Source organism: Stenotrophomonas sp. IS26 (assembly GCF_054188265.1).
Map to the genome: position 1 here is coordinate 39,945 of NZ_JBSZJV010000011.1, position 26,157 is coordinate 66,101.

A 26,157-nucleotide genomic window follows, 5' to 3' on the forward strand; every position below is an offset into this window, starting at 1 on the left:
TCATGACCCAATTCAAGGACAAGGTGGCGATCGTCACCGGTGGCGGCCGTGACATCGGCCGCGAGATCTCGCTCAAGCTGGCCGCGGCCGGTGCCAAGGTCTGCATCAACTACGCCAACGACGAAGCCAGTGCGCAGGAGACCCTCAAGCAGGTCGAAGCCGCCGGCGGCACCGCGATCGTGCATCGCGCCGATGTCACCGATGCCAAGGCCGTGGCGGCCATGGTCGCTGCGACCCAGGCCGCGTTCGGCCCGCAGATCGACGTGCTGGTGAACGTCGCCGGTGGCATGGTCCAGCGCCGTCCGCTGGCCGAGATCGATGAGGCGTTCTTCCATAAGGTGATGGACCTCAACATGAGCTCGGTCTACCTGACCACGCATGCGGTGGTGCCGCACATGCCCGAAGGCGGCGCGATCGTGAACTTCGCCTCGCAGGCTGGGCGCGATGGCGGTGGCCCGGGCGCGGCGATCTACGCCACAGCCAAGGCTGCTGTGATGACTTTCACCCGCGCCATGGCCAAGGAACTGGGCCCGCGCGGCATCCGTGTCAACGCACTGTGCTGCGGCATGATCGCCACCCGCTTCCATGACGAATTCACCAAGCCGGAAGTGCGCACCGCCGTGGCCGGCAACACCCCGCTGCGCCGCCAGGGCCGACCGCAGGAAGCCGCCGATACCGCGGTGTACCTGGCCTCGGATGCGGCCGGTTTCATCACCGGTGCCAACGTCGACGTCAACGGCGGCACCTACTTCTCCTGATTGACCCGCTGACCGCCTGGGAGGGCCGCCATGCTGCGCTGGATCACTGCATTCTCTCTTGCACTTGCCACCAGCGCTGCGGCGCTGCCCGCCCAGGCCCAGGTCTGGGTGCCGGCCTGGACCGCCTCGCCGGCACCGGATCGTCTTGATGGCACCCCCGAGGCCCCGGTGCAGTTCGCCAACCAGACCGTGCGCCAGGACATGCGCCTGGCCAGTTCGGCCCGCGCCCTGCGCTTCCGCATCAGCAATGAACTCGGCCAGGCCCCGCTGCATATCGGCGGGGCCTCGGCCCACCTCACCGGCACCGCCACCGCGGCCAAGCCGGTCACCTTCAATGGTCGCGGCGAGATCGTGGTGCCGGTCGGCGCTGCGCTGCTCAGCGACCCGGTCGCGATCACGGCGCCGGCGCTGGCCGACGTCTCGCTCACCGTGTATTTCCCGGATGCCACACGACCGGCCGTGCGCCGCACCGCGCTGCGCATCGCCGATGGCCGCGCAGCCACCGTGGGCGACGCGGTCAAACTCGCCTACCGGCAGAACGTGGTCTCCGCCGTGCTCGCCGAACGCACGCGCACGCCGATCGTGGTGGTTGCCCTCGGCGACTCCATCACCGAAGGCGCCACCGCCACCCGCGGCAGCAATGGCGACTGGCCTGCACTGCTGTCCGCCCGTCTGCAGCAGGCGTGCCCGGATCAGGTGGTGGTCGTCAACGCCGGCATCAGCGGCAACAAGGTCATGGACCACGGCCGCAGCCACAGCGCGCTGGCGCGGCTGGACCGCGATGTGATCGCGCTGCCGAACGTGGACCGCGTGATCCTGTTCGAAGGCATCAACGACATCCGCCATGATGGCGGCACCCCACCCGTGGCCGGCCGCAACGCAGAGGACATGGTGCTGGGCTACCGGCAGATCGCCGAGCGCCTGCACAGCAACGGCATTCGCCCGATCGCCGCCACGATCACGCCCTTCGGTGGTTCGGACCGGTACGAGCCGATCGCCGCCGCCACCCGCACCACGCTCAACACCTGGATGCGCGGCGGGCGCAGCGGTTTCGATGGCCTGATCGACTTCGACCAGATCCTGCGTGATCCGGCCAACCCGGAGAACCTGCCCGAGGACATCACCCGCGACCACCTGCATCCCAACGACGAGGGCTACCGGCGCATGGCCGACGGGATCGACCTGGCGCTGCTCGGGTGCCCGGCGCGATGAGTGCCCAGACCTTCCAGATTGCGGCCGAGAATGGCCAGCGTTGGGACGCGCTGGCGCTGGGAGAGGTGATGCTGCGCTTCGATCCCGGCGAAGGCCGGATCCGCAGCGCGCGCCAGTTCGACGTGTGGGAGGGCGGTGGCGAGTACAACGTCGCCCGCGGCCTGTGCAGCACCTTCGCCCATCGCACCGGGGTGCTCACCGCCCTGCCGCGCAACGAGTTGGGCCTGCTTGCGCAGCAGCTGATCCAGGCCGGCGGGGTGGATGCCAGCCAGATCGTGTGGCGCGACTACGATGGCATCGGCCGCAACACCCGCATGGGCCTGAACTTCACCGAGCGCGGTTTCGGGGTGCGTGCGCCGCTGGGTATTTCCGATCGCGCGTACTCGGCGGCCTCGCAGCTGCAGCCGGAGGCGTTCGACTGGGATGCGCTGTTCGGGCAACACGGCGTGCGCTGGCTGCACACCGGTGGGATCTTCGCCGCGCTGTCCGAGCACAGCGCGCAGACCGCGATCACCGCAGTGCGGGCCGCACGCCGGCGCGGCGTGGCGGTCTCCTACGATCTCAACTACCGCGCCAGCCTCTGGAACAGCCATCCCGACCCGGATGCCGCGCGTCACGCCAACTGCGCCATCGCGGCCGAGTGCGATCTGTTGATCGGCGATGAGTATTCGTTCGCCGCGTGCCTGGGGATGGACCTGAGCGATCTTGGTCGCCGCCACACGCCGATGGATGTCGGGCCGGCGGAGGCGGCCGCCGTGCGCGCGATGGCGCAGTTCCCGGCGCTGCAGGCGGTGGCGTTCACGTTGCGCGACGCCGCCAACGCCGCCCGCCACGGCTGGGCCGGTGCGCTGCGCACACGGTCGCAGCTGTATGTCTCCGACGCACGCGAAGTGGATCTGCTCGACCGTGTCGGCGGCGGCGATGCCTTCGTGGCCGGCGTGGTGCATGCGCTGCTCAGCGGCAAGGGCGAGCAGGCGGCCGTGGATCTGGGTGCGGCACATGGCGCGCTGGCGATGTCCACGCCGGGCGACTACGCCATCACCAGCCTGGCCGAAGTAGAGGCCGTGGCGCGGGGAGATGGCGCCGCCGCACGACGCTGAGCGCCCTGCGCGCGAGGACTCAGTGCGCGATCGAGAGGTGTTCCAGGGCCTTGCGCGTAGAGAGTGTCAGCGGCGCGGGCAGTGCATCGGCGGTGAACCAGCCCAGCCCGAGCAGTGCCTCGGGCTCCTGCACGGACGCGATCGTGGTGTCCTGGGCGCGCACCAGATACACCGGGGCGACCCAGTGCTGGGCAAGCGCCGGCTCGAAATGATCGACCACGCATAACAGACGCTCCACCGTCACCTGGAGTGCGGTCTCCTCCTCCACCTCACGGATCACCGCGTGTTCGACGGTTTCCATCCAATCGACCTTGCCACCGGGCAGCCCCCAATGCCCCTGCTCGGGCGGACGCCCACGCTGGACCAGCAGGATCGCGCCGTCGGCGCGCTGGATCACGGCACCACAGCCGAGGCGAGGCTGCTGCAGATCGGAGGACGGGGGCATTGGGCATCTCCATGAGGGTGCCGCATTATCCCTCGCGCCCGCTGCGGACATCGCGCTCACGAAAAAGGCCCGGCAATGCCGGGCCTTTCCTGCCACGCCGGTCAGGCACGTGGCGATGCGGTCACGCTGGGATTACCAGCTGAAGCGCGGGCCGACCGACCATTCCTTGTCACCATGGCGATCCATCTTGATGTCGCCGTTGATGCCCCAGTTCTGGTTCAACTTCACCTGGCCACCCAGGCGGCCGTAGAACTGGCCATCCGGATTGACGCCGTGCTTCTTGCTGTAATCCTCGTAGCCGGCCATGGCATAGACTTCGGCGTGCTGGCCGAACGCGGTACGGATACCGGCTTCAGCGCTGTAGCCGTTGAAATCCAGGCCTTCCTTCGGGTCGAACTTGTTGTAGGCAACGCGGCCCACGAAGTCGGTGCTGTTGCCGATTTCCTGGTTGTAGCCGACGCCGACGCGCCACTGGTCAACCTTGAAGTTGCCGATGTCGGTCTTCTGCTGGTTGTACTCACCGAAGGCGTGGAAGTTCGGCAGGAAGGCATAGGAACCCTTCACGCCCCAACCGTCGGCCTTCCCGCCATCTGCGTCGGTCTTGACGTAGTCGGCTTCAGCGTAGTTGTAGGACAGGCCTTCAGCCGCCGAAGCGGTGAACGGGAGGGCGGCGGCCAGCGCCAGAGCAATCAACGAAGTCTTCATGGGGGTACACCTTTATGTCTTGGACTACTTGCACCCGGCATGGAGGCCGGACTGCATCGGGAATGTAAATTCTCCGTTATTCGACACAACCCGCCCTGAAGTTGACCGCGTGCACAAAAGTGAATTTTGGGGCGCCGTTCAGACGCGCTCTGGCATACGCGCGTGGCCTTTTTCAGGCGATGAGGACGTGAATGCCCGTCCTGCGCGGCGATCACGCGGGTAACTGAAAAGGGGCGGGGCGAAGGCCACGCGCGGGAACCGCGCGGGGAAAGGATTCTGGTCACGACGGTGCCCTTTCGGGGCGTCACGCGCTGGGGAAGCCGCTCTTGGGGAGTTATCGGCTAACGCGTCCATCCTCCTGGATGCACCGAGGTCCGTGCCGTGGGGCGTTGGACCGCAGGGCGCCGTGGGGCGTCCTGCCCGGCAAGGCCATCATGTGCTGAATGCGTCAGCTGGCCTATCAGGATGTTCCGCACCATGACTCAGAGTTTTCTGACGTTTGTCCCGAAGGCCGCCGAAATTGGCGGATTGGATGCTGAATTTGTTCACTTCGTGACCGTCCTGGACAGATTCACCGCCCGCAACGGCCACCGCGCGCACTGTCGATGTTCCATCCCCCGGTTCGTCGTATGTCATGAAGGCGCCCATCCCGGCGCGTCATCTGGAGCTTTTGCCATGGCCTATATCGATGGTTTTGTACTTGCCGTGCCGACCGCGAACAAAGCGAAATTCCTGGAACACGCGCAGATGGGCGATGCGATCTGCATCGAGCATGGTGCGCTGCGCGTGGTGGAGTGCTGGGGCGACGATGTCCCGCACGGCAAGCAGACCGACTTCCATCGCGCGGTAGCGGCCAAGGATGATGAGGCCGTGTTGTTCTCCTGGATCGAATGGCCGGACAAGGCCACGCGCGATGCCGGCATGCAGAAGATGATGGAGGACCCGCGGATGAACCCGGAGAACAATCCGATGCCGTTCGACGGTAAGCGGATGATCTACGGCGGCTTCGTGCCGGTGGTGGAACTCAAGAGCTGAGCGGGGGCCAGGAAGGGCATACCCGCTGCGGCAGCGCCGCTTGAGTGCGCGCTGGAGCACCGGCATGCTCGGGGCTCCAGGCTGACAGGAGCACGCGCCATGAGGACGATGCTGCCTGCCGGGCGACCGTCATCAGGGAGCGAGACGCATGGCCGCAGCACGTTCGGGAATGTTTCACTGTCTGCTCGTTCTGGGGCTGGCGGTCACCGCGACCGCCAGCCCGCCGGCCAAGGCCGCGGCACCGGGCCTGATGCAGTACCAGCGCGCCGAACGTGTGCTCGACCAGCGGCTGCGCGGCAAGGTCCGCAATGCTACCGTCGCGCCACACTGGCTGGAGGACGGCCGCTTCTGGTATGCCCGCCAGGAGGACGATGGCCGCACCCGCTACCTGCTGGTCGATCCGGCGGCCTCCACGCGCACGGCGCTGTTTGACCAAAACGTCATGCAGGCGGCACTGCAGGCTGCCGGGGTCGCCGATCCAGGCGCGGTGATGCAGCAGGTGGACCGCGTCGCCCGCAGCGGCGATGGATTGCGGATCACGCTGCGCGTGGACGCAAGGCAGGTCGTGGCCTGCACGCTGCCGCTGCCGTGTGCGCTGCAAACCTCAGCGGTCGCCGATCCCCGCGACCTGCCTGCGCCGGACGGCCGGCACAGCGTGCGGGTCGAGCAGGACAACCTGTGGCTGCGGCGTGGTGCCGACGGTAAACGACGGGCGCTCACCGTGGATGGCGAGCCCTCGTACGGCTATGGGGTACTGCCCGATTTTGCATTGCGCGGCATTCCGCGACGGGAAGGCCGGATGCAGATGCCGCCGTTCGCGGTCACCTGGTCACCGGACAGCCAGCGCCTGTTCGGCGTGCGCTACGACGAACGCAAGGTCCTGCCCTATCCCTACCTGGCGACTGCGCCGACCACCGGGTTCCGCCCGGTCGTGCATGAAGTACGCCTGGGCCTGCTGGGCGACGCCGAGCAGGTCCGCGATGCATGGTTCGTCACCGAAGTGGGCGGCGGCACACGCAGCATCGCCGCTCCCGAGGGCTGGCACACGTTGACCGAGGCCGGCGTGCTGGGCTGGTCGGCCGATGCCGCCAAGGTCTATACGGCGATCGTGCGCTATGACCACCCCGCGCGGCTGCGTCTGGTCGAGGTGGATGTCCGCACCGGCGGCGTGCGTACCGTACGGGAAGAGCGCAGCGATACCCGCGTGCAGCTCAACAGCTATCCCTACAACCGGCCGGCGGTGCACGTTCTGCAGCGCGACGATGGCATCGTCTGGTTCTCGCAGCGCGATGGCTGGGGCCATCTGTACCTGGTCGATCGCCGCGATGGACGTGTCGTCCGTCAGCTGACCACGGGCGCATGGCTGGTGCGCGATGTGGTCGGCGTCGATGAGGTGCGTCGCCAGGTGCTGTTCACCGCCGGCGGGCGCGAGCCGGGGGATCCGTACCAACGACGCCTGTACCGCGTGTCGCTGGACGGTGGCGCGCCGGTCCTGCTGACACCGGAAGCAGCTGATCACGCGATCGATGGCGGAACCGGCGTGCTCATGGGCGGGCGGCCCTCCCACCTGCTGTCGCCCTCGGCGGCGTACGTGGTCGATGGCTACTCGCGGGTGGACCAGGCGCCGGTCAGCGTGCTGCGCTCAACGGGCGATGGCCGGGTCGTGCTGGAACTGGAGCGCGGCGACGACCGCGCCGTGCGCGCCGCCGGCTGGACGCCACCGCAGCGGGTGAGTGTCCTGGCCGCCGATGGACGCACCGAACTGCAGGCCACGGTCTATCTGCCGCCTGGCTACCGCGAGGATGGACGGCATCCGGTCATCGATGCCATGTACGGCGGACCGCACATCACCAATACCCCGGTGGGCTTCGTCGACGCCACCGCGACGATGAACCCCGTCGCGCGCTCCAGCCTGGCCCAGCTCGGCTTCGTGGTGGTGAGCATCGATGCGCGTGGCACACCCGGACGTTCCAAGGCTTTCCACGATGCCAGCTTCCTGAGCGCGGCGGATCTGCAGCTGGACGATCACGTCGCGGCGATCCGCCAGCTGGCCAGACGTTATCCGGGCATGGACCTGACGCGGGTCGGCATCTATGGGCATTCCTTCGGCGGCTACAGTGCGGCGCGTGCCCTGCTGCGCCATCCGGCGTTCTACAAGGTCGGGGTGGCTTCGGCCGGCAGCCACAGCTTCCAGGGCATGTACGGCGGCGCGATCCACGGCATGGACCGCCTGGTCGGCGGCCAGCCGGTCTATGCAGACGGCACCGCCGTGCGCCCAGCACCGGATGCAGTGCCAGCGCTGTTCCAGCCACTGGCCAACGATGCACTGGCCGATCGCCTGCAGGGTCGGCTGATGCTGGTCTACGGCGACCTGGATGAGAACGCGATGCCGGCGTTGACCCTGCAGTTGGCGCGCGCCCTCACGCTGGCCAACAAGGACTACGACCTGCTCTACCTGCCCAACCAGGACCACGAACTGTTCCGCAACGACGATTACTACATGCGCCGGATGTGGGATTACTTCGTCACCCATCTGATGGGTGCGACGCCGCCGCCCTACCGGATCGGGGCGGCCGCCTCGCCGTGAGCGGATGCGGGCCGCTCAGCGATGAGCGTCGGCAGTATCGTCCGCTCCACCTCCCATGCCAGCACCGCCCATTCCTCCCATACCACCACCGCCTCCACCGCCCATCCCTCCGCCGCCTTTGCCGCCGCCCTTGTCACCCGCATCGCCCTTGCCCTTCGCACCGGCCGAGGGCCGTGCGGGACCCTGGCGCGGGATGGTGACCGTGGTTGGAATCGGATCCAGGTCCAGCGCCTGACGGATGAAGTCACGCAGCGACACCACCAGCTCGGCCGTGGGAACGAGGCGACCCTGGGCCATCTCGTTGGCGGCGTGGGCGGCCAGGCGCACCTGCTCGTCGGTGCCCAGCAGCACGATGTCCGACAGGGCCGCTTCCACCGCATCACGGATCCGCCGCGCACGCTCGCCACCGTTCTCGGCCTCCGCCGGCAGGTGCAGCGCATCGCCGCCTTCGCTGCCGTCGGGCAGCGCGCGGAAATCCCGGCGATGGCGTGGATCGACATCGAGCGTGCCGGTGAATGAGCCGCCAAGGACCTTGTAAGCGGCGATCAGCGTACGCAGACGCTCGTTGATCTGACGATTCTCGCGTTCGCGGCGCTGCTGCATGGTCTGCATGACCAGGAGCCGGATGCCGACGCCGATCAACGTAATGATCGCCAACCCGACCAGGGTGGAGAGCATGGCCTGCCAGGAGCTGAAGTCGAGACCGCGCATTGCATCTTCCCGTGAACGTGTGCCGGTCAGGTTAGCAACAGACGCAGGGAGGCACCGTCAAGCATGCTCCGGCTGGGCGCAGGAGCCGAGGGAAGCGGAACAGTGGGGGCATGATCCGGGAGCCTGATCGCACAGTGACGCGATGCGCTCGACCGGGGATGCCGAAATGACCCGGGACGGGCAAATGACCGGGGACGGGGACAGGCCGTTCCCACCATGCCGCTCCCGCCCTCAGGCAGGAGCAGCACGTTACAACTTACTTACTTACTTGCGCGCGCGCTTGGCCGGTGCCTTGCGGGCAACCGGCTTGGCGGCGGCACGCTTGGCCGGCGCGGCCTTGCGAGCCGAAGCCTTCTTCGCCGGGGCCTTCTTGGCCACAGCCTTCTTGGCGGTAGCGACCTTCTTGCCGACGATCTTCTTGGCCGCTGCGGTCTTCTTGGTCACGGCCTTCTTGGCGGTGGCGACCTTCTTGCCAACCGACTTGCGGGCGACGGCGGTCTTCTTGCCGGCCACCTTCTTGGTGGTCGCGGTCTTCTTGGTCACCGCCTTCTTGGCGGTCGCCGACTTCTTGACCACAGCCTTCTTGGCGGTGGCGACCTTCTTGCCGACGGTCTTCTTGGCGACGGCGGTCTTCTTGCCGGCCACCTTCTTGGCCGCTGCGGTCTTCTTGGTCACGGCCTTCTTGGCGGTCGCCGACTTCCTGGCAACAGCGGTCTTGGCAGCGGCGACCTTCTTGCCGACGGTCTTCTTGGCGGCAGCGGTCTTCTTGGTCACGGCCTTCTTGGCGGTCGCGGTCTTCTTGGCGACAGCCTTCTTGGCGGTGGCAACCTTCTTGGTCACGGTCTTCTTGGCAGCAGCCGCCTTCTTGGTCACGGCCTTCTTGGCGGTCGTGGCCTTCTTGCCGGCAGCCTTGGTGGTCTTGGTCACGGCCTTTTCAGCGGTGGCCTTCTTCTTGGCGACCTGCTTCTTGATGGCAGTGGCTTCGGCCTTGGCGTTCTTCTTGGCCGCTTCCAGCTTCTGCTTGGCGGTGGCCAGGGTCTTGCCGACCGACTTGGCCGCCTTGTCAGCCTTCTTGGCGACGGTCTTCTCGACCTTGGTCACGGCCTTCTTGACCTTGGCGACCTGGGTGGTGGCCGCCTTGCGGGCGCGCTTGGCGGTCTTCTTGACCGAAGCGACGGCATCTTCCGCAACGTGTGCGATGGTCTCGCCGACGTTGGTGGCGGTTTCTTTTGCATCTTCGACGGTCTGCGAGAGAACCGTGGTCACACCATTACCGTTGCTCATTGAGTGCCTCCTAAGGGGCCTGGTTAGTCAAATCGCTGGCGATGCTATACCGGCGCGGTTCATCGTGGAACGGTCTTGATGCGATGCTCGTGCCACGCCGACAGTAGCACCCCCATCGTCGGCAGCAAGCAACGCACCAACCACTTGCACGAAACCCCTTGAAAACAGCATCGGCGCTCCAGCGCGTGGCGCACGCGATGTGTCTCGATGCGCATGTCGGCTGCATTCAATGAGCCCATGATTGATCGTCGCACTTGATCCATTCCCTGCCCTCGCACCCGGCATTTGCGCTGGTTTCGATGACGCGGATGCGCCCTGCGGGTGCGTGACCCGGGTGCGCCTGGACGTTGCCAGGCACACCACACCGCCCTCCTTCGCACCTCGCCACCGGCCCATATCGGCCCCGCCATCCGTGCCCAGGCAACGTCACCGCAAGGCCGACGACGTGGCGAATTTCATCCAAGGTTTAGCCGATTGCGGACACACTCATTCAGGTTGAATTACCGTATACGTGTTTTCCCTGCCCCGTCCCCTCCGACACGGAACCGCCGGACCATGCGACCGCTCCCGACCCTGCTCACGCTCGCCCTCGCCGCTGCCTTCGGCGGGTTCACCGCCACGGCCATCAACGCGCACCTGGACAACCGTGCCGAAGCGGCGCCAGCCGCGTACACGATTCCGACCACGGCCGCGCTGCCCGCAGCGATCGCCGGCCAGGCGGTGCCCTCGCTGGCGCCGATGCTGGAGCGGGTGATGCCGGCAGTCGTCAGCGTCAACACCAAGCAGGTGGTGCGCGTGCGCAACCCCTATTTCAACGACCCGTTCTTCCGCCGGCTGTTCCCGGAAGTGCCGCAGGAACGCATCAACGAATCACTGGGCTCGGGCGTCATCATCGATGCCGCCGAGGGCCTGGTGCTGACCAACCATCACGTCATCGACAACGCCGACGACGTGCAGGTGACCCTGGCCGACGGGCGCACGGTGAAGGCTGAATTCATCGGCTCCGATGCCGATACCGATGTCGCGTTGATCCGCATTCCGACCGGCAACCTGACCGAGATCAAGCTCGGCGACAGCGCCCAGCTGCGCGTGGGCGACTTCGTGGTGGCGATCGGCAACCCCTTCGGTTTCAGCCAGACGGTCACCTCCGGCATCGTCTCTGCGGTGGGCCGCAGCGGCATCCGCGGGCTGGGCTACCAGAACTTCATCCAGACCGATGCCTCGATCAACCCGGGCAATTCCGGCGGTGCGCTGGTCAACCTGCAGGGGCAACTGGTCGGCATCAATACCGCCAGTTTCAATCCGCAGGGCAGCATGGCCGGCAACATCGGCCTGGGCCTGGCGATCCCCTCCAACCTGGCGCGCGATGTGGTCGACCAGCTGGTCAAACACGGCGTGGTGGTGCGTGGCACGCTCGGCATCGAGGCGCAGAACCTGACCCAGCAGATCGCGCAGGGCCTGGGGCTGACCGAGACGCGGGGGGCGCTGGTGACCCGCGTGCTGGCCGGGTCCAGTGCCGCGACCGCCGGACTCAAGCCGGGCGATGTGGTGGTGTCGGCCAACGGCCAGCGCGTGGACAGTGCCCAGGCGCTGCACAACGTGGAAGGCCTGCAACCGGTCGGCAGCACGCTGACCCTGGACGTGCGCCGTGAGGGCAAGCCGCTGCAGATCAAGGCCACGCTGAAAGAACAGGCACGCGCGGTCACCGGCGAGTCGCTCGATCCGCGCTTGGGCGGGGCCACCTTCGTCGATCTGCCCGAGTCGCTGCGCCAGGCCGGTGTCAGCGGGGTGTTGGTCAGTGACGTCAAACGCGGCAGCCGCGCGGCAGCCTCCGGGCTTGCGCAGGGCGACGTGATCACCGCGGCAACGGCAGGTGAGTTTGCCGACCTCGCCAGCTGGCGCGCCAACTTCCAGCAGCGCCCGGCGCAGCTGGTGCTCAGGATCATCCGGGGAAATGGCGGCGGCCAGCTGGTGATGCGCTGAACGCGGCGTCAGCCGTAACGTCGCTTACACCCGGCCGATGCTATTACCTTGTGTTCGTTGCCGTCGGATCGTCCGCGGTCACCTTCCCCATCGCATAGCAGGAGATACACGATGAGCCCCACCAATACCGAGAACCTGAAGGAACACCTGGGCGAAGCCGGCTCGCACCTGAAGTCGGCGGCCACCGCTGCCGGCGGTGCGATCAAGGGCGCCACCGGCGCTGCCGGTGATGAGCTGCGCCTCGGCAAGGCCAACGTCAAGGCCGAGCTGTCCGATACCGCGCTGTCCGGTCTGGCCGCGGCCGAGTTCGGTGGTGCCGCTGCCAAGGAACAGGTCGATGCACTGATGGACAAGGGCAAGGACCTGGTCGACAGCGCCGCCGAACTGATCCGTGAGCGTCCGCTGGCCTCCTTCGGCGTCGCCTTCGCCGCCGGCTGGATCATCGCCAAGCTGGCCCGCAGCGGCGGCGACAAGTAAGCAGCGGCGTGAGCGATCAAGCCCAGTCGCCCGCCCCCGGTGGCGCGGATACCCCGCCACCGGACAGCGGTGAAAAAGCACCCCGCCTGGACGAGAGCATCCGCCAGGTGGGTGAGGCCGGTCGCGAGACGGTGGATTCGGCCAAGCACACGCTGCGCTCCCTGCGACGGTTGGCCTCGGCCGACTTCGCATTGGCGCGCAGCGCGTTTGGCCGGGCACTGGCCTGGGCCGGCGTGGCGATCGTATTCGGCGCGTCGGCCTGGTTGTTGCTGGCCGGTACGCTGATCGCCCTGATGCAGCGATGGGGCCTGTCCTGGTTCCATTCGCTGCTGATCACGTCGATCGTCAGCCTGCTCGTCACCGGTTACGCGATGTGGCGGGTCTCGTTCTTCTTCCGCCATACCGGCATGCATGCCACCCGCCGCCAGTTGTCGCGGCTGGGCCTGTATGACGAACCGAGCGATGAAGATCCCGATGCCGACGTGGATACCACGGGGGTGAAGCGATGAACTTCGAAGCCTTGCGGCAACGCGTACAGCGCGCCGAGCTGGTGGTAGCGGTGCGGGTGGAGAAAACCCGCAGCAGCTGGTCCACCCTCAGCACCGTCTGGCGTACCGGATGGACACCGCTGCGCATCATCACCGTCGGTCTTGCCGGCGGCTTCCTGGCCGGCAAGCTGGAGCCGACCGGGCTCGGCGCGAAAGTGCAGGGCGCGCGTTGGCTGCAGATGATCGGCTCGGTCTCCAATCTGGTGGCCAGTACCCAGGCCGCGTTCGCCTCGATGCAGGCCAGCGAAGCGGCTGACACCGCCGAGCAGGCGGCCGACAAGGTGGATGACGCCACCGATCAGGCGCCGCGTCAGGCGGCTAGGGCTCCGGCAGCAGCCGCGCCACGGCTCACTCCGGAACGGCGTGCCGATCCGGCCTCGCCGCATCAGCCGCAACCGGCGGAAGCCGCCACGGACCTGTCCGAACGCTGATCGCACCGCGCTCGGATGCACTATCCAAAGGCCCTGCGATACCCGTCGCGGGGCCTTTCTTCGTCTGCACGCCCCCCACACGCCATGCGCACCCGGCTTGCCCAATAATGACGCTCCTTTCCAGTGTGCGACCTGCATGAGCGTTCCGGTATCCCCTTCCGCTGAAGCCGCTGTCGCACCTTCCCCGCCCCGGCCACGCGCGCCGATGTCGCTGGTGATCCTGGCCACCCTGGCCGTGGCCTTTACCCTGTGGGCGGCGCAGGACGTGGTGCTGCCGATCCTGCTGGCGATGTTCTTCGCGCTGGTCGGCAACCCGATCCTGCGGGTGCTGCAGAAGATCTGGATCCCCCGTTTCCTCGGTGCGGTGCTGGTGCTTGGCGTGGGCCTGAGCGGCGCTGCCGCACTGGGCGTGCAGTTGGTGGGCCCGGCGATGGAGTGGGCCCAGGAGGCACCGCAGCAGCTGCGCAAGGTCGCCCGCCAGGTACAGAACCTGACCAAGCCGGTGCAGCAGGCCAACCAGGCCGCCGAGAACTTCGCGCGCGTGGCCGGTGGCGAAGGCAGCCGCCGGGTGCAGATCGTGCGCACCCAGATGGATGATCCCTACAAGGTCCTGACCCGTGCACCACGGTTGGCTGCTTCGGTGCTGGCGGTGGTGCTGTTGACCCTGTTCTTCATGATTTACGGGCAGAGCCTGCAGAAGCACGCCATCGCCCTGTTCCCCAGCCGCCAGCAGCAACGGTTCACGACCGACATCCTGCGTTCGATCGAACGCGAGGTGTCCCGCTATGTGCTGACCATCACCGTGATCAACACGCTGGTCGGCCTGGTGTTCGCCGGTATCCTGCTGCTGCTCGGCATCTCGCTGCAGGAGGCGCTGCTGTGGGGCACCGTCGCGGCGCTGCTGAACTTCGCGCCGTATGTGGGACCGCTGATCGGCGTGGCGCTGATGCTGCTGATGGGCTTCGTGGAGTTCAGCGATCCGTTCCAGGCGCTGCTGCCGGCCGCGTGCTATCTCGCCCTGCATACCGTCGAAGGCCAGGTGGTGACGCCGATCGTGCTCGGCCGCCGGATGGCGATCTCACCGCTGATCCTGATCCTGGCGCTGATGGTGTTCGGCTGGCTGTGGGGCATGATCGGCCTGCTTCTGGCGGTGCCGCTGCTGGTCTGCATCAAGCTGGTGCTGGCGCGGCTGGATGGCACCCAGGGCTGGGCCAAGCTGCTGGAATAAGCGGTTCAGGGCAAGGATACGGCTGGCCGCGCGATCCCCGGTGCTGCCAGAATACCGGCACCTTTTCGGATGGATCCCGGCCCTGATGTCTTCCCTCGCTGCCCGTTGCCTCGCCCTCGCCGGCCTTGTCACCCTTGCTGCCCCGACGTTGGCCGGTCCCCCACCCAGCGCCGAGGTGGCCAGCCGCCAGCTGATCGAGGCGGTCACCTGCAAGCGTCACCTGACGCCTGCGCAGTTCGCCGCGCTGGCAAAGGTGCTCAAGCCGACCGAGCTGCAGGCGTACGGCGAACTGTCCGATGGCGAGTATGCGCTGACCACGCCATTGCTCGTGCTGGGCCAGCCGGTGAACCGCCTGCACCTGTACGACGGCGCCAGCGGCGAGGACAGCATCGACAGCTATACCGCCTACTTCAGCACGGCCGGTATCGACCAGATCGCAGCGCTGGCGAAGATTCCGCGCAATGAAGCCGGCGACTACACGCTGGAAGTGGGCCGCCACGACCTGAGCGTGCGGCAGGACGAGGGCCAGGCATCCATCGCCTGCTCCTACGACCTGCGCTGAAGCACCTCACCTCGGCGCCTGCGCGCGCCATGAAAGCCCGCGCGCGCAGGCGTAGAATGGCGGGGTGAATTTCCCAGTCCAAGCCATCACCCTCGACCTCGACGACACCTTGTGGCCGTTCGCCCCCATCGGCGCCCGCATCGACCAGGTGTTGTACGAGTGGATGCTCCAGCACAGCCCCGCCACCGCCGCGATGTATCCGGTGGCGGCGATGCGCGAACTGCGCGAGCGCTCCTTCCATGACAACCCGCACCTGCACTACGACCTGAGCGCGCTGCGCCGGTTGACGCTGAGCGAGGCGCTGGACAAAAGCGGCGCCGATCCGGCGCTGCTGGAACCGGCCTACGAGGCGTTCTACGCCGCGCGCAACCAGGTGGAGTTCTACCCGGATGCGATGGACGCACTGGCCCGGATCGCCGCGCGCGTGCCGGTCGCCGCGCTCAGCAACGGCAATGCCGATCTGCAGCGGATTGGCGTGTCCCACCACTTCACCTTCCAGCTCGGCTCGCGCGAGCACGGTGCGGCCAAGCCGGCCGCCAGCATTTTCCACGCCGCCTGCGATCGCCTCGGCATCGCACCTGCCCAGGTACTGCACGTCGGCGACCACGCCGAGATGGACGTGGTCGGTGCGATGCAGGCCGGCCTGCGCGGCTGCTGGATCAACCGCGAAGAACACACCTGGACCCACCCTTCACTGCAGCCCGATCTGCAGTTCGACACCCTGACCGGGTTGGCCGACTGGCTGGATGCGAACGCATCCGCCCAGCACGCGTAAGCCGCCGCCCAAGGAGCACTCGAGTCCCATGTCCCAGATCAACGGTTTCACTTCCGAGACGCGCAACGCCCTGCCGCTGCACGTGATGACCCGCGAGCAGTACGCCGGCTGGCGTGCGCAGCAATCCGACGCGCTCGGCGCGTGGCTGGATGCGCAGCGGTTCAACGGCAGCGGTGGCAGCGTGGTGCTGCTGCCGGGCGAACACGGCCTGGCCGGCGCCATCGTCGGTGTGGGCGACCCGGGGGATGTCTACAGCTACGCGCATGCGCCGTTCGCGCTGCCCGAAGGCACCGTCTGGACGCTGGCGGATGCACTGGCACCGGAGATCGAGACCCTGCTGCAGCTCGGCTGGGGCCTGGGCAGCTACCGCTTCGCGCGGTATCGCAAACCGAACCGCGCGCCGGCCCAGCTGGCCGCCACGCCCTCGGCTGAAGTGCGCGACGTGATCGCCGCCAGCCTGCGCGTGCGCGACTGGGTCAACACCCCGACCGAAGACATGGGGCCGCAGCAGCTCGAAGACGCCGCGCGCGAGCTGGCCACCGCGCATGGTGCGCAGATCGAGGTGATCACCGGCGATGCGTTGCTGGAGCAGAACTTCCCGTCCATCCACGCAGTGGGCCGCGCCTCGCATCGCGCGCCGCGCCTGATCGTGCTGCGCTGGGGCAACCCGGGCCAGCCGCATGTGGCGCTGGTCGGCAAGGGCGTGTGCTTCGATACCGGCGGGCTGGACATCAAGCCGGGCGACGGCATGCGCAACATGAAAAAGGACATGGGCGGCGCCGCGCACGCACTGGGCCTGGCCGGCCTGATCATGGCCCAGCAGTTGCCGGTGCAGCTGACCCTGCTGATCCCGGCGGTGGAAAACGCGATCGGTCCGGATGCGTTCCGCCCGGGCGAAGTGATCGCCACCCGCAAGGGCCTGAGCATCGAGATCGACAACACCGACGCCGAAGGGCGCGTGATCCTCGCCGATGCACTGACCTATGCCAGCGAGCAGCAGCCGGAGATCGTCCTCGATTTCGCCACCCTGACCGGCGCGGCCCGCATCGCGCTCGGCCCGGACCTGCCGGCGCTCTTCAGCAACGACGACACCCTGGCCCAGCAGTGGCTGCAGGCCGGTGAATCGGTGCGCGATCCGGTCTGGCGCATGCCGCTGTGGCGCCCGTACCTGCGCTACCTGCACAGCAACATCGCGGATCTGGCCAACGCCGGTTCACGCATGGCCGGCTCGGTCACCGCCGCGCTGTACCTGGAGCGCTTCATCGCGGAAGGCCAGACCTGGGCGCACCTGGATGTATACGCCTGGAACGATGGCGAACGCCCGGGCCGCCCGGCCGGTGGCGAGGCGCTGGCGCTGCGTTCGGCGTGGGCGATGCTCAAGACGCGCTACGCCTGAGGCACGGCCGGGTGATGCCCGGCACGCGCTGAACCACACGATCCCCGCCCCGGCGGGGATCGTCGTTTTTGAAACGTTGTCGAAAATGTGAATATCGGCCTGCGCCGGGTTCTGACACCATGCTCCTGTCGCCCACCCACACGCATCGTGAAGGCAGGAATCCGGACATGTCGCTCTTCGGCTATACCCGCGCTGGTCGCGAACCGGGCGCCCCACGCCCTCCCTCACCGTTGCTGTGGATCGCCCTGATCGCCCTGATCGCCGGCGGCCTGGTGCTGGCCTTTGCCTGGCTGGCCGGCTGGATCGGCCGCGACCGCGTCACCGCGCAGACCTTCACCGATGCCATCGAGGCGACCGGCCCCCCGCAGCCCGGCTTCCGCCGCGCGCATACCAAAGGTGTCTGCGTCAGCGGCGTGTTCCAGGGCACACCGGAGGGCGCGGCGCTGAGTTCGGCACGCGTGTTCCGCCAGCGCCAGGTACCGGTACTGGGCCGCCTCTCGATCGGCGGCGGTGACCCGCATGGCGCCGACAACAAGGCCCGCGTGCGCAGCATGGCGCTGCAGCTGGTCAGCGACGACGGCCAGGAATGGCGCATGGCAATGAACAGCTTCCCGTTCTTCGCGGTGCCCACTGCCGAGGCCTTCCTGGAACAGACCCGGGCCGGCATCCCGGACCCGGCCACCGGTAAACCAGACCCGGCAAAGATGGCCGCCGTGCTGGAGAAGTACCCCTCCGCGCGTGCCTTCCAGCAGTGGGCCAAGACTGCCCCGTGGTCGAACAGCTGGGCCAACACCACCTACAACGGCGTCAACAGTTTCCGCTTCACCGCCACCGATGGCAGCCACCGCTTCGTGCGCTGGAGCATGCGCCCGCAGGCGCCCTTCGAGGACATGACGCCGGAGCAGCGCGCGCAGTCCGACGATGATTTCCTCAGTGATGAGTTCGCGCAGCGGCTGGCGCAGGGCCCGGTGCGCTGGGATATGTGGGTGACCCTCGCCAACGATGGCGACCCGGTCAATGATCCCTCGCAGGTCTGGCCGGAGGACCGCCGCCAGGTGAAGGCCGGCACACTCACCCTGAGCAGCATGCAGCCGCAGGCCACCGGCGCGTGCCGCGATCTCAATTACGATCCGCTGATCCTGCCCAGTGGTGTAGCGGGCACGGATGATCCCATCCTGGCCGCACGCTCGGCGGTGTATTCGCAATCGTTCAATCGCCGCGAGCGCGAAATCGCCAGCGGCAAAGCACCCGTTGCGACGGGCAAGGAAGGTGCGCGATGAACCGTGATGCCGGCCATTTCAATCTCCTCGCACGCGTCCTGCACTGGCTGATGGCGGCGATGATCCTGACCATGCTGTTCGTCGGTGTGACCATGGTCGCTTCGCTGCACTGGCGGCCGATGCTGATCGATCTGCATCGACCACTCGGCATCGCGATCCTGCTGCTGGTGCTGGTGCGCCTGTACAACCGCCTGCGGCATCGCCCACCGCCGCTGCCAGCCGATCTGCCCGCCTGGCAGGCCGCGGCCGCGCATGCCTCGCACTGGGTGCTGTACGGACTGATGCTGGCGATGCCGCTGGTCGGCTGGGGCATGCTCTCTGCCGGCGGCTACCCGATCGTGATGGGAGGAGGCGTCCACCTGCCGGCGATCCTGCCACACAACCCGGCGCTGTACGCCGCCCTGCGCAACGCACACAGCCTGCTCGCCTATGTGCTGTTCGCCACGGTGGTGATGCACCTGTCAGCGGCGCTGTTCCACCTGTGGGTGCGCCGCGATGGCGTGTTCCAGGCGATGGCGAAGGGGCCGGAGAAAGAGCGCAACGATGATGCCGGATAAATCAGGCTGCCTGGCATCCTGGTAGCCACCGACCGCGTTACAGCCAGCCTTTCTGCCGCGCCAGCCGATACGCTTCGATGCGGTTGGCGACGCCGAGCTTGCCGATGCACTCGGACAAGTAGTTGCGCACCGTGCCGTGCGAGAGGCCGAGCTGGGTGGCGATCTCGCTGGCCGAGCGGCCGTCGCCGGACAGGCGCAGCACCTGACGCTCGCGGTCGTTGAGTGGATCGGCCTGCGACCATGCATCCAATGCCAGCTGCGGGTCGATCGCGCGGCCGCCGTGCTGCACCTGGCGCAGCGCATCGGCCAGGCGCTCGGCCGGGGCGTCCTTGAGCAGGTAGCCGCAGACGCCGGCATCCAGCGCGCGGCGCAGGAAACCCGAACGCGCGAAGGTGGTGACGATCACCACCTTGATCGGCAGCCCCTGGCGGGCGATCCGCTGCGCCAGCTCCAGCCCGGACAGCCCGGGCATTTCGATGTCGGTGACCAGGATGTCCGGTTTGAGCTGCTGCAGCATCCGCCACGCGGCCTCGCCGTCGGCCGCACTGCCGAGCACCTCGATGTCCGGCTCCAGCCCGAGCAGCGCGGACAAGGCGCCACGCACCATCGCCTGGTCTTCGGCGAGCACGATGCGGATCATGATGCGCCCCCGGCAGGCAGCGACGGCGCGGTCGGCACCTCCACCGGCGCCACCACGGCGGTGGTCGCGGCCGGCAAGGTGACCCGCACCGTCACGCAGGTGCCCTCCCCTTTTGCCGACTGCACCGCCAGGGTGCCACGCAGTGCAGCGACGCGTTCGCGCATCCCGGTCAGCCCGTTCCCATCAACGTGGACGCCGCCGCGCCCGTCATCACGGATCTGCATCAACAGACTGCGCCCGTCCTGTTCGAAGGTGATCCACGCCTGCCGCGCCTGCGCATGGCGGGCGACATTCGTCACCGCCTCGCGCAGCACCAGCGACAGCGCACGCTCGGTATCGACCGGCATCGGCGGCGGCGGCGCGTAGTGCAGATGCACATGCTGGTACTCCAGCAGCAATCGGGCCGAAGCCAGTTCGGCGGCCAGATCGCTGGCGCGGATACCGGTCACCGCGCTGCGCACTTCGGCCAGCGCCTGCCGCGCGATCGTTTCAGCCTCGTCCACTTCGCGGCGCGAGCCCACCGGATCGCGGTCGGCCAGCTTGCGCGAGAGCTCCAGCTTCAAGGTGATCAAGGACAGCGTATGCCCCAGCAGATCGTGCAGATCGCGGCCGATGCGCTCGCGTTCGGCAGTCGCCGCCAGCCGGCGCACTTCATCCTGGGACAGCTGCAGCGCTGCATCCTGTTCGTGGCTCGCGGTTTCGAAATTGACCACCAGGCTGATGATCATTGCCATGCTCGGGATCCAGATCAGCGCCTGCCACGGATAGTGGGCCAACAGACCCACCACCACGAACAACGCGTTCAAGCCCACCAGCTGCAGCAGATAGCGCCCGTAGCCACTGCGGCGCGAGACGCGCAGGGTGACACAGCCGAAAATGAAGTAGCTCACCGCCGAGGGGTACCACGCCAGCGGCACCAGCCCCAGCACCACCATCGACAGCGCATAGCGCGGTGCGTGGCAACGCGGTGCGAGCAGCACAGCGGCGTACAGGACCAGGAACACCGGGTAGGTCAGCAGGGTCAGCGCCGCCCAGCGCCACGTGTAACCACCGCCGAACAACGGCGTCAGGAACACCCACAGCGTCCACAGCAGGTGGATCGCATCGACCCACGGCGATCTGCCGCGCCGCAGGTTCTCGGCCACGGCCGAATCCGGCGCAGGGCGCAACAGGGAGGCGAGCCGACTGAAGGACACGGACGATTCCAGGGCAGAACGATCAGGCGCGATCATGCCACTTCAGCCGATGCGCCGCAGGCGGCGCCGTGCCAGCCCAAGCGCCATGACGGTAATGCAGAGCAGCACGGCCACATGCACCCAAGCACTGCCCTGCGCCGGCTGGCCGACCGCCGGCAATGCCAGCTGGGCCAGATGCCAGGTCGGCCACAGCGGTGCCAGCGAAGGCAGGCCACTGGCGAGGCAATGGATTCAGTCATGGCGGACTCCCGAAGAGGACAGCCACAGCGTCCCTCATCGGCGCGGCCCACCGCAGTGGCCGTCGTCAGCCCATGCGGGTGACAGCTGTCACTGCCGGCGCCGCAGGCTGCCGGGCATGCTGTGCACCACCCCGGCCACCGTGCCGGTTTGCCCCCCGGCCGCCGATGCGGTCACACTCGGCCCGATTCCCCGTCCAGACTCACGATGAACGCATCCGCTGAACTGCTCAAGGAACTCCGCATCGACCGCAAGGCCGGTTCGCCGCCCCCGTCGCCCTCGCGACGTGGCCGCTGGATCGTGCTGGCGATCGTCCTTCTCATTGTGCTGGCCGGCCTGGCCTGGTTCGTGCTCGGCCGCGAGCGCCCGATCGCTGTGACCACCGCGCCCGTGGTGGCGATCCAGCAGGGCGGCGCCAGCAGCTCGGTGCTCGACGCCAGCGGCTACGTGGTCGCCCGGCGCATGGCCACCGTCTCGGCCAAGATCACCGGCAAGGTCCGGGAGGTGATGATCGAGGAAGGCATGCGCGTGGAAGAGGGCCAGGTGATGGCCACACTCGACCCGATCGATGCCAACGCCCAGCGCAGCCTCTCCGCCTCGCAGCTTGAAGCCGCACGCAGCCAGTTGGCCGGGCTGCAGGCCCAGGTGGCCCAGGCCGACGCCGAAGCGGGCCGCCTGCAGGCACTGGTTGGCCAGCAGCTGGTCTCGCGCTCGCAGTACGACCTGGCCATCGCCCAGCGCGACAACCTCCGCGCCCAGCTCAGAACCGCCCAGCGCAACACCACCGTGGCCAGCGATTCGCTGGCGATCGCCGACCTCGGCGTGGACAACAACATCGTGCGCGCGCCGTTCTCCGGCGTGGTCACCGCCAAGGCTGCCCAGCCGGGCGAGATCGTCTCGCCGCTGTCGGCGGGCGGCGGCTTCACCCGCACCGGCATCGGCACCATCGTGGACATGGATTCGCTGGAGATCGAAGTCGAGGTCGGCGAATCCTTCATCGGCCGCGTGCAGCCGAAGATGCCGGTCGAGGCCACGCTCAATGCCTACCCGGACTGGAAAATTCCGGCCGAGGTGATCGCGATCATCCCCACCGCCGACCGCGGCAAGGCCACCGTGAAAGTGCGCGTGGCGCTGAAGACAAAGGACCCACGCATCGTTCCCGAGATGGGCGTGCGGGTCAGCTTCCTGGAGAGCGCCCAGCCTGCCGAAGCCGCCAAACCGCAGGGCGTGCGCGTCCCGGCCTCGGCGATCGTGGAGCGCGAGCAGAAGACGGTCGCCTTCGTGGTCAAGGACGACGCGCGGGTGGAACAGCGCGCGATCACCGTGGGCACCACGCTCAACAACGACCGCCAGGTCACCCGGGGCCTGAGCGCCGGCGAGGTCGTGGTGACCACACCACCGGCCGAGCTGCACGACGGCAGCAAGGTCACCGAAACCCCCTGACGGGTCAGCAGCTGCGTCACGCGAGCCACTCTCACGCTCGCGGCAAGTGCGATTCCCTCGTGCCGTCACGGCGCGCACGGTGGCGGCTGCCCGTCACTGTGGAACCCGGCGGCCCTCGCCCGGACGCGCCGAATGCCCTTTCTTCCCGATCCACGGAGAACCACCCATGTCCACCCTGGTTTCGCTCCGCAACATCACCAAGACCTACCAGCGCGGCCCCGAGAAAGTGCAGGTGCTGCACGGCATCGACCTGGACATCCAGGCCGGCGATTTCGTCGCGTTGATGGGCCCGTCCGGCTCGGGCAAGACGACCCTGCTGAATCTGATCGGTGGGTTGGATACGCCCACCGCCGGCGAGATCGAGATCGAAGGCGAGCGCATCGACCGCATGAGCGGCGGCCAGCTCTCGACCTGGCGCAGCCACCACGTCGGCTTCGTGTTCCAGTTCTACAACCTGATGCCGATGCTGACCGCCCAGAAGAACGTGGAGCTGCCACTCCTGCTCACGCACCTGGGCGCCGCGCAGCGCAAGCGCAACGCCGAGATCGCGCTGACCCTGGTCGGCCTGGCCGACCGCCGCAGCCACCGCCCGAATGAACTCTCCGGTGGCCAGCAGCAGCGCGTGGCGATTGCCCGTGCGATCGTTTCCGACCCGACCTTCCTGATCTGCGATGAGCCCACCGGTGACCTGGACCGCCAGTCCGCCGAGGAGATCCTGGGGCTGCTGCAGCAGCTCAACCGCGAACACGGCAAGACCATCATCATGGTCACCCATGATCCCAAGGCCGCCGAGTACGCCACGCACACGGTGCACCTGGACAAGGGCGAACTGGCCGACGCGCCAGCGGCCCACTGACGGAGGATGCGGCGATGAAATACTTCTCGCTGGTCTGGGCACAGCTGTTCCGCAGCAAGACCCGCACCCTGCTGACGTTGTTGTCGGTGGTGGCGGCTTTCCTGCTGTTCGGCATGCTCGATTCGGTCCGGGTAGCGTTCAACTCCGGCGGTGACACCATCGAAGGCGCCAAGCGGCTGGTGGTCTCCTCCAAGCTCTCGATCACCCAGAGCCTGCCGCTGCGGCTGCTGCGCGACATCGAAGCCACCCCGGGCGTGCGCAAGGTCAACTATGCCATGTGGTTCGGCGGCATCTACCAGGACCAGAAGAACTTCTTCCCGAGCTTCTCGGTCTCGGACAACTACATGGACCTGTACCCGGAGTTCGAGCTGCCGCCCGAGCAGGCCGAGGCATTCAAGAACACCCGCACCGGTGCACTGGTCGGTGAAGCCCTGGCCAAGCGCTTCGGCTGGAAGGTGGGTGACACCATTCCAATGCAGGCCACGATCTTCCCGCGCAAGGGCAGCAACGACTGGCCGCTGGTATTGAGCGGCATCTACCGGGCCAAGGACCGCAACAACGCCGGTGCGGAGAACCAGATGATGCTGCACTGGAGCTACTTCGATGAATCCAACGACTACATCAAGAACCAGGTCAGCTTCTACACCGTGCAGCTGGAGAACCCCGCCCATGCCTCACGCGTGGCGCAGGCGATCGATGCGCTGTCGCTGAACTCCGATCACGAAACCAAGTCGCAGACCGAGGCCTCGTTCTCGCAGGCGTTTGCCAAGCAGTTCGCCGATATCGGTTTGATCGTCACCGGGATCATGGCCGCGGTGTTCTTCACCCTCGTGCTGCTGACCGGCAACACCATGGCCCAGGCCGTGCGCGAGCGCGTCCCGGAGCTGGCGATCCTCAAGACGCTGGGCTTCAAGGACGGCACCGTGCTGGTGCTGGTGATGGTCGAGTCGGTGCTGCTGATCGTGCTCGGCGGGCTGATCGGCATGGGCCTGGCCTCGATCGTGATGCCGGTGATCAGCGCCAGCAGCCAGGGCATGATCAGTCTGCCCGGCGTGCCGGCGCAGACGTGGGTGGTGGCGCTGTGCCTGATGGCGGTGATCGGGATCGTGGTGGGCCTGCTGCCGGCATTGCGCGCGCAGCGGTTGAAGATCGTCGATGCACTGGCCGGGCGCTGAGGAGACCACCATGAAAACGCACTGGATGTGGAACGTATTGACCGTGGTGGCGCTGCTGGTCGCCCTGGTGGTGTGGATCGTGCTGCCGTGGTGGATGGTGCTGGCGATCGCCGTGCTGCTGGCCGCATGGCTGGTGCTTACCCGCAGTGGCCGCTTGTCGCTGGCGGCTGCACGGATCGGCATTGCCAGCCTGCCGCAGCGCTGGGGTGCCTCCTCGGTGATCGTGGTCGGCATCGCCGGCGTGGTCGGGGTGCTGGTGGCGATGCTGGCCATGGGCGATGGCTTCAAGGCCACCCTGGAGCGCAGCGGCAGCGATGACGTGGCGATCGTGCTGCGCGGCGGCTCGCAGGCGGAAACCAACTCGGTGATCATGCGCGACCAGGTCCCGCTGATCGAGAACCTGCCCGGTGTGGCCCGCGGCAGCGACGGCAAACCGCTGATCTCCGCCGAGCTGTCGCAGGTGATCAGCCTGCTCTCGCGCAGCGACCACAGCGATACCAACGTGCAGTTCCGCGGCGTCGGCGAGCAGGCATGGGCCGTGCGCGACAACGTGCGCATCATCGCGGGACGCAGGTTCAAGCCGGGCCTGCGCGAGATCGTGGTCGGCAAGGGCGCGCAGGCGCAGTTCGAGGGCCTGGAGATTGGCAAGACCCTGCAGCTGGGCAAGCAGGAATGGAAGGTGGTGGGCGTGTTCGCCTCCAACGATGTGCATGAGTCGGAGCTGTGGTCGGACACGCAGACGTTGTCCACCACGTACAACCGCAGTGCGTATCAGTCGGTCAACGTGCGCACCGAAGGGGCGGCGGGCTTCAAGCAGTTCAAGGACGCCATGGAGGCCGACCCGCGCCTGAAGCTGGATGTGGAGACCACCCGCGACTACTACCGCAAGCAGTCCGGCGGCCTGAGCAAGCTGATCAGCATCCTGGGCACGGTGATCGGCGCGATCATGGCGATCGGCGCGGTGTTCGGTGCACTCAACACCATGTATGCGGCCGTGGCGACACGGGCGCGTGAGATCGCAACGATGCGGGCAATCGGTTTCCGCGGCGTGCCGGTGGTGACCGCAGTGATGCTGGAGACGATGCTGCTGGCCCTGCTCGGCGGCCTGCTCGGTGGGCTGGTGGCGTGGCTGGTGTTCAACAACTACACCGTCTCCACGCTGGGCAACAACTTCAGCCAGGTGGTGTTCCAGTTCCAGGTCTCGCCGCAGCTGCTGTGGACAGGCTTGAAGTGGGCGCTCGGCATCGGCTTGGTCGGCGGCCTGTTCCCGGCCCTGCGCGCAGCGCGGCTGCCGATCACCACGGCGTTGCGTGAGACCTGAGCGATACGTTTGAACAACGCGCCTGCGCGTGATCGCGCACGCGAAATAGCAACTTCGGAACCGCACTTGCAAGAGTGCGGTTCTTTTTTTGTGCCTGCGTGTTCACTGCACGTTTAGCTGCGGAGCGCGCAGCTGTACGCACGCTGCGACGGCAGGTCGTATCCACTCAAGTTGCTTCGCACCTCGCCGCTATTGCTGCCTCGGCCCCACGCGAG

The 26,157-nt window shown here is 67.5% G+C and carries 25 protein-coding genes; 19 read left to right on the forward strand and 6 right to left on the reverse strand.

Going from position 1 to position 26,157, the window contains the following annotated elements:
- Positions 1 to 2: 2 nt before the first annotated feature.
- From ACW6W5_RS11275 to ACW6W5_RS11285, 3 genes are read left to right on the forward strand one after another with little or no spacing between them, the layout of a single operon-like run.
- On the forward strand, positions 3 to 758 hold the full coding sequence (locus ACW6W5_RS11275) for an SDR family NAD(P)-dependent oxidoreductase (protein ID WP_019185567.1): 756 nt from the start codon (positions 3 to 5) through the stop codon (positions 756 to 758).
- 30 nt (positions 759 to 788) lie between these two features.
- Complete coding sequence (locus ACW6W5_RS11280) at positions 789 to 1,970, forward strand: GDSL-type esterase/lipase family protein (protein WP_121044136.1); 1,182 nt, start codon at positions 789 to 791, stop codon at positions 1,968 to 1,970.
- Positions 1,967 to 3,070, forward strand: a complete 1,104-nt coding sequence (locus ACW6W5_RS11285) for a sugar kinase (protein WP_152152874.1) — start codon at positions 1,967 to 1,969, stop codon at positions 3,068 to 3,070. The genes ACW6W5_RS11280 and ACW6W5_RS11285 overlap by 4 nt, the downstream gene beginning before the upstream one ends.
- Positions 3,071 to 3,089: 19 nt before the next feature.
- Here the strand turns inward: ACW6W5_RS11285 and ACW6W5_RS11290 are convergent, their stop codons facing one another.
- Positions 3,090 to 3,515, reverse strand: coding sequence for an NUDIX domain-containing protein (locus ACW6W5_RS11290; RefSeq protein WP_121044139.1), 426 nt, complete (start codon positions 3,513 to 3,515; stop codon positions 3,090 to 3,092).
- A gap of 132 nt (positions 3,516 to 3,647) precedes the next feature.
- Positions 3,648 to 4,220: an OmpO family porin gene (locus ACW6W5_RS11295; protein ID WP_121044142.1), complete on the reverse strand. Its 573-nt coding sequence runs from the start codon at positions 4,218 to 4,220 to the stop codon at positions 3,648 to 3,650.
- Between the two features lie 675 nt (positions 4,221 to 4,895).
- On the opposite strand from ACW6W5_RS11295, the gene ACW6W5_RS11300 reads away from it, so the two are divergent.
- Positions 4,896 to 5,255, forward strand: a complete 360-nt coding sequence (locus ACW6W5_RS11300) for a DUF1428 domain-containing protein (RefSeq protein ID WP_121044145.1) — start codon at positions 4,896 to 4,898, stop codon at positions 5,253 to 5,255.
- A 169-nt stretch (positions 5,256 to 5,424) separates the two neighbouring features.
- Complete coding sequence (locus tag ACW6W5_RS11305) at positions 5,425 to 7,842, forward strand: S9 family peptidase (RefSeq protein ID WP_152152876.1); 2,418 nt, start codon at positions 5,425 to 5,427, stop codon at positions 7,840 to 7,842.
- Positions 7,843 to 7,857: 15 nt separating this feature from the next.
- Here the strand turns inward: ACW6W5_RS11305 and ACW6W5_RS11310 are convergent, their stop codons facing one another.
- Both ACW6W5_RS11310 and ACW6W5_RS11315 read right to left on the reverse strand, forming a co-directional pair.
- The gene (locus tag ACW6W5_RS11310) at positions 7,858 to 8,553 is read right to left on the reverse strand and encodes a hypothetical protein (RefSeq protein WP_193222800.1); all 696 of its coding nucleotides are present in this window, start codon (positions 8,551 to 8,553) and stop codon (positions 7,858 to 7,860) included.
- A 264-nt stretch (positions 8,554 to 8,817) separates the two neighbouring features.
- Positions 8,818 to 9,837, reverse strand: a complete 1,020-nt coding sequence (locus ACW6W5_RS11315; protein ID WP_152152878.1) for a histone — start codon at positions 9,835 to 9,837, stop codon at positions 8,818 to 8,820.
- Between the two features lie 555 nt (positions 9,838 to 10,392).
- Here ACW6W5_RS11315 and ACW6W5_RS11320 point away from each other — a divergent pair.
- From ACW6W5_RS11320 to ACW6W5_RS11365, 10 genes are all read left to right on the forward strand, one after another.
- Entirely contained in the window at positions 10,393 to 11,820 is a 1,428-nt protein-coding gene (locus tag ACW6W5_RS11320) for a Do family serine endopeptidase (RefSeq protein WP_152152880.1), read from the forward strand.
- A 111-nt stretch (positions 11,821 to 11,931) separates the two neighbouring features.
- Positions 11,932 to 12,297 carry a hypothetical protein gene (locus tag ACW6W5_RS11325; protein WP_121044161.1) on the forward strand — a complete coding sequence of 122 codons (366 nt, stop codon included), beginning with the start codon at positions 11,932 to 11,934 and terminating at the stop codon, positions 12,295 to 12,297.
- Positions 12,298 to 12,305: 8 nt separating this feature from the next.
- A complete protein-coding gene (locus ACW6W5_RS11330; RefSeq protein WP_193222801.1) occupies positions 12,306 to 12,806 on the forward strand; it encodes a phage holin family protein in 501 nt (166 codons plus the stop codon).
- A complete protein-coding gene (locus ACW6W5_RS11335) occupies positions 12,803 to 13,276 on the forward strand; it encodes a protein sip-5 (protein ID WP_121044164.1) in 474 nt (157 codons plus the stop codon). The genes ACW6W5_RS11330 and ACW6W5_RS11335 overlap by 4 nt, the downstream gene beginning before the upstream one ends.
- 136 nt (positions 13,277 to 13,412) lie before the next feature.
- A complete protein-coding gene (locus ACW6W5_RS11340; RefSeq protein ID WP_121044167.1) occupies positions 13,413 to 14,504 on the forward strand; it encodes an AI-2E family transporter in 1,092 nt (363 codons plus the stop codon).
- Between the two features lie 85 nt (positions 14,505 to 14,589).
- A complete protein-coding gene (locus ACW6W5_RS11345) occupies positions 14,590 to 15,066 on the forward strand; it encodes a hypothetical protein (RefSeq protein WP_121044170.1) in 477 nt (158 codons plus the stop codon).
- A 64-nt stretch (positions 15,067 to 15,130) separates the two neighbouring features.
- Entirely contained in the window at positions 15,131 to 15,841 is a 711-nt protein-coding gene (locus tag ACW6W5_RS11350) for an HAD family hydrolase (RefSeq protein WP_121044173.1), read from the forward strand.
- Between the two features lie 28 nt (positions 15,842 to 15,869).
- The gene (locus ACW6W5_RS11355) at positions 15,870 to 17,237 is read left to right on the forward strand and encodes a leucyl aminopeptidase family protein (protein ID WP_152152882.1); all 1,368 of its coding nucleotides are present in this window, start codon (positions 15,870 to 15,872) and stop codon (positions 17,235 to 17,237) included.
- A gap of 167 nt (positions 17,238 to 17,404) precedes the next feature.
- Positions 17,405 to 18,517 (forward strand): catalase family peroxidase, encoded by a 1,113-nt coding sequence (locus ACW6W5_RS11360; protein ID WP_152152884.1) that lies wholly within the window; start codon positions 17,405 to 17,407, stop codon positions 18,515 to 18,517.
- Positions 18,514 to 19,074, forward strand: coding sequence for a cytochrome b (locus ACW6W5_RS11365; RefSeq protein WP_121044183.1), 561 nt, complete (start codon positions 18,514 to 18,516; stop codon positions 19,072 to 19,074). The genes ACW6W5_RS11360 and ACW6W5_RS11365 overlap by 4 nt, the downstream gene beginning before the upstream one ends.
- A gap of 37 nt (positions 19,075 to 19,111) precedes the next feature.
- Here ACW6W5_RS11365 and ACW6W5_RS11370 read toward each other — a convergent pair whose 3' ends face one another.
- Positions 19,112 to 19,714: a response regulator transcription factor gene (locus ACW6W5_RS11370; RefSeq protein WP_046274363.1), complete on the reverse strand. Its 603-nt coding sequence runs from the start codon at positions 19,712 to 19,714 to the stop codon at positions 19,112 to 19,114.
- Entirely contained in the window at positions 19,711 to 20,946 is a 1,236-nt protein-coding gene (locus tag ACW6W5_RS11375; RefSeq protein ID WP_152152885.1) for a sensor histidine kinase, read from the reverse strand. The genes ACW6W5_RS11370 and ACW6W5_RS11375 overlap by 4 nt, the downstream gene beginning before the upstream one ends.
- 408 nt (positions 20,947 to 21,354) lie before the next feature.
- Between ACW6W5_RS11375 and ACW6W5_RS11380 the strand changes: the two genes are divergently transcribed.
- From ACW6W5_RS11380 to ACW6W5_RS11395, 4 genes are all read left to right on the forward strand, one after another.
- The gene (locus ACW6W5_RS11380) at positions 21,355 to 22,590 is read left to right on the forward strand and encodes an efflux RND transporter periplasmic adaptor subunit (protein WP_121044189.1); all 1,236 of its coding nucleotides are present in this window, start codon (positions 21,355 to 21,357) and stop codon (positions 22,588 to 22,590) included.
- 166 nt (positions 22,591 to 22,756) lie between these two features.
- The gene (locus ACW6W5_RS11385) at positions 22,757 to 23,446 is read left to right on the forward strand and encodes an ABC transporter ATP-binding protein (protein ID WP_102788867.1); all 690 of its coding nucleotides are present in this window, start codon (positions 22,757 to 22,759) and stop codon (positions 23,444 to 23,446) included.
- A 14-nt stretch (positions 23,447 to 23,460) separates the two neighbouring features.
- Positions 23,461 to 24,621 (forward strand): ABC transporter permease, encoded by a 1,161-nt coding sequence (locus ACW6W5_RS11390; RefSeq protein WP_152152887.1) that lies wholly within the window; start codon positions 23,461 to 23,463, stop codon positions 24,619 to 24,621.
- 10 nt (positions 24,622 to 24,631) lie between these two features.
- Positions 24,632 to 25,942 (forward strand): ABC transporter permease, encoded by a 1,311-nt coding sequence (locus tag ACW6W5_RS11395; RefSeq protein WP_152152889.1) that lies wholly within the window; start codon positions 24,632 to 24,634, stop codon positions 25,940 to 25,942.
- Positions 25,943 to 26,157: the final 215 nt, after the last annotated feature.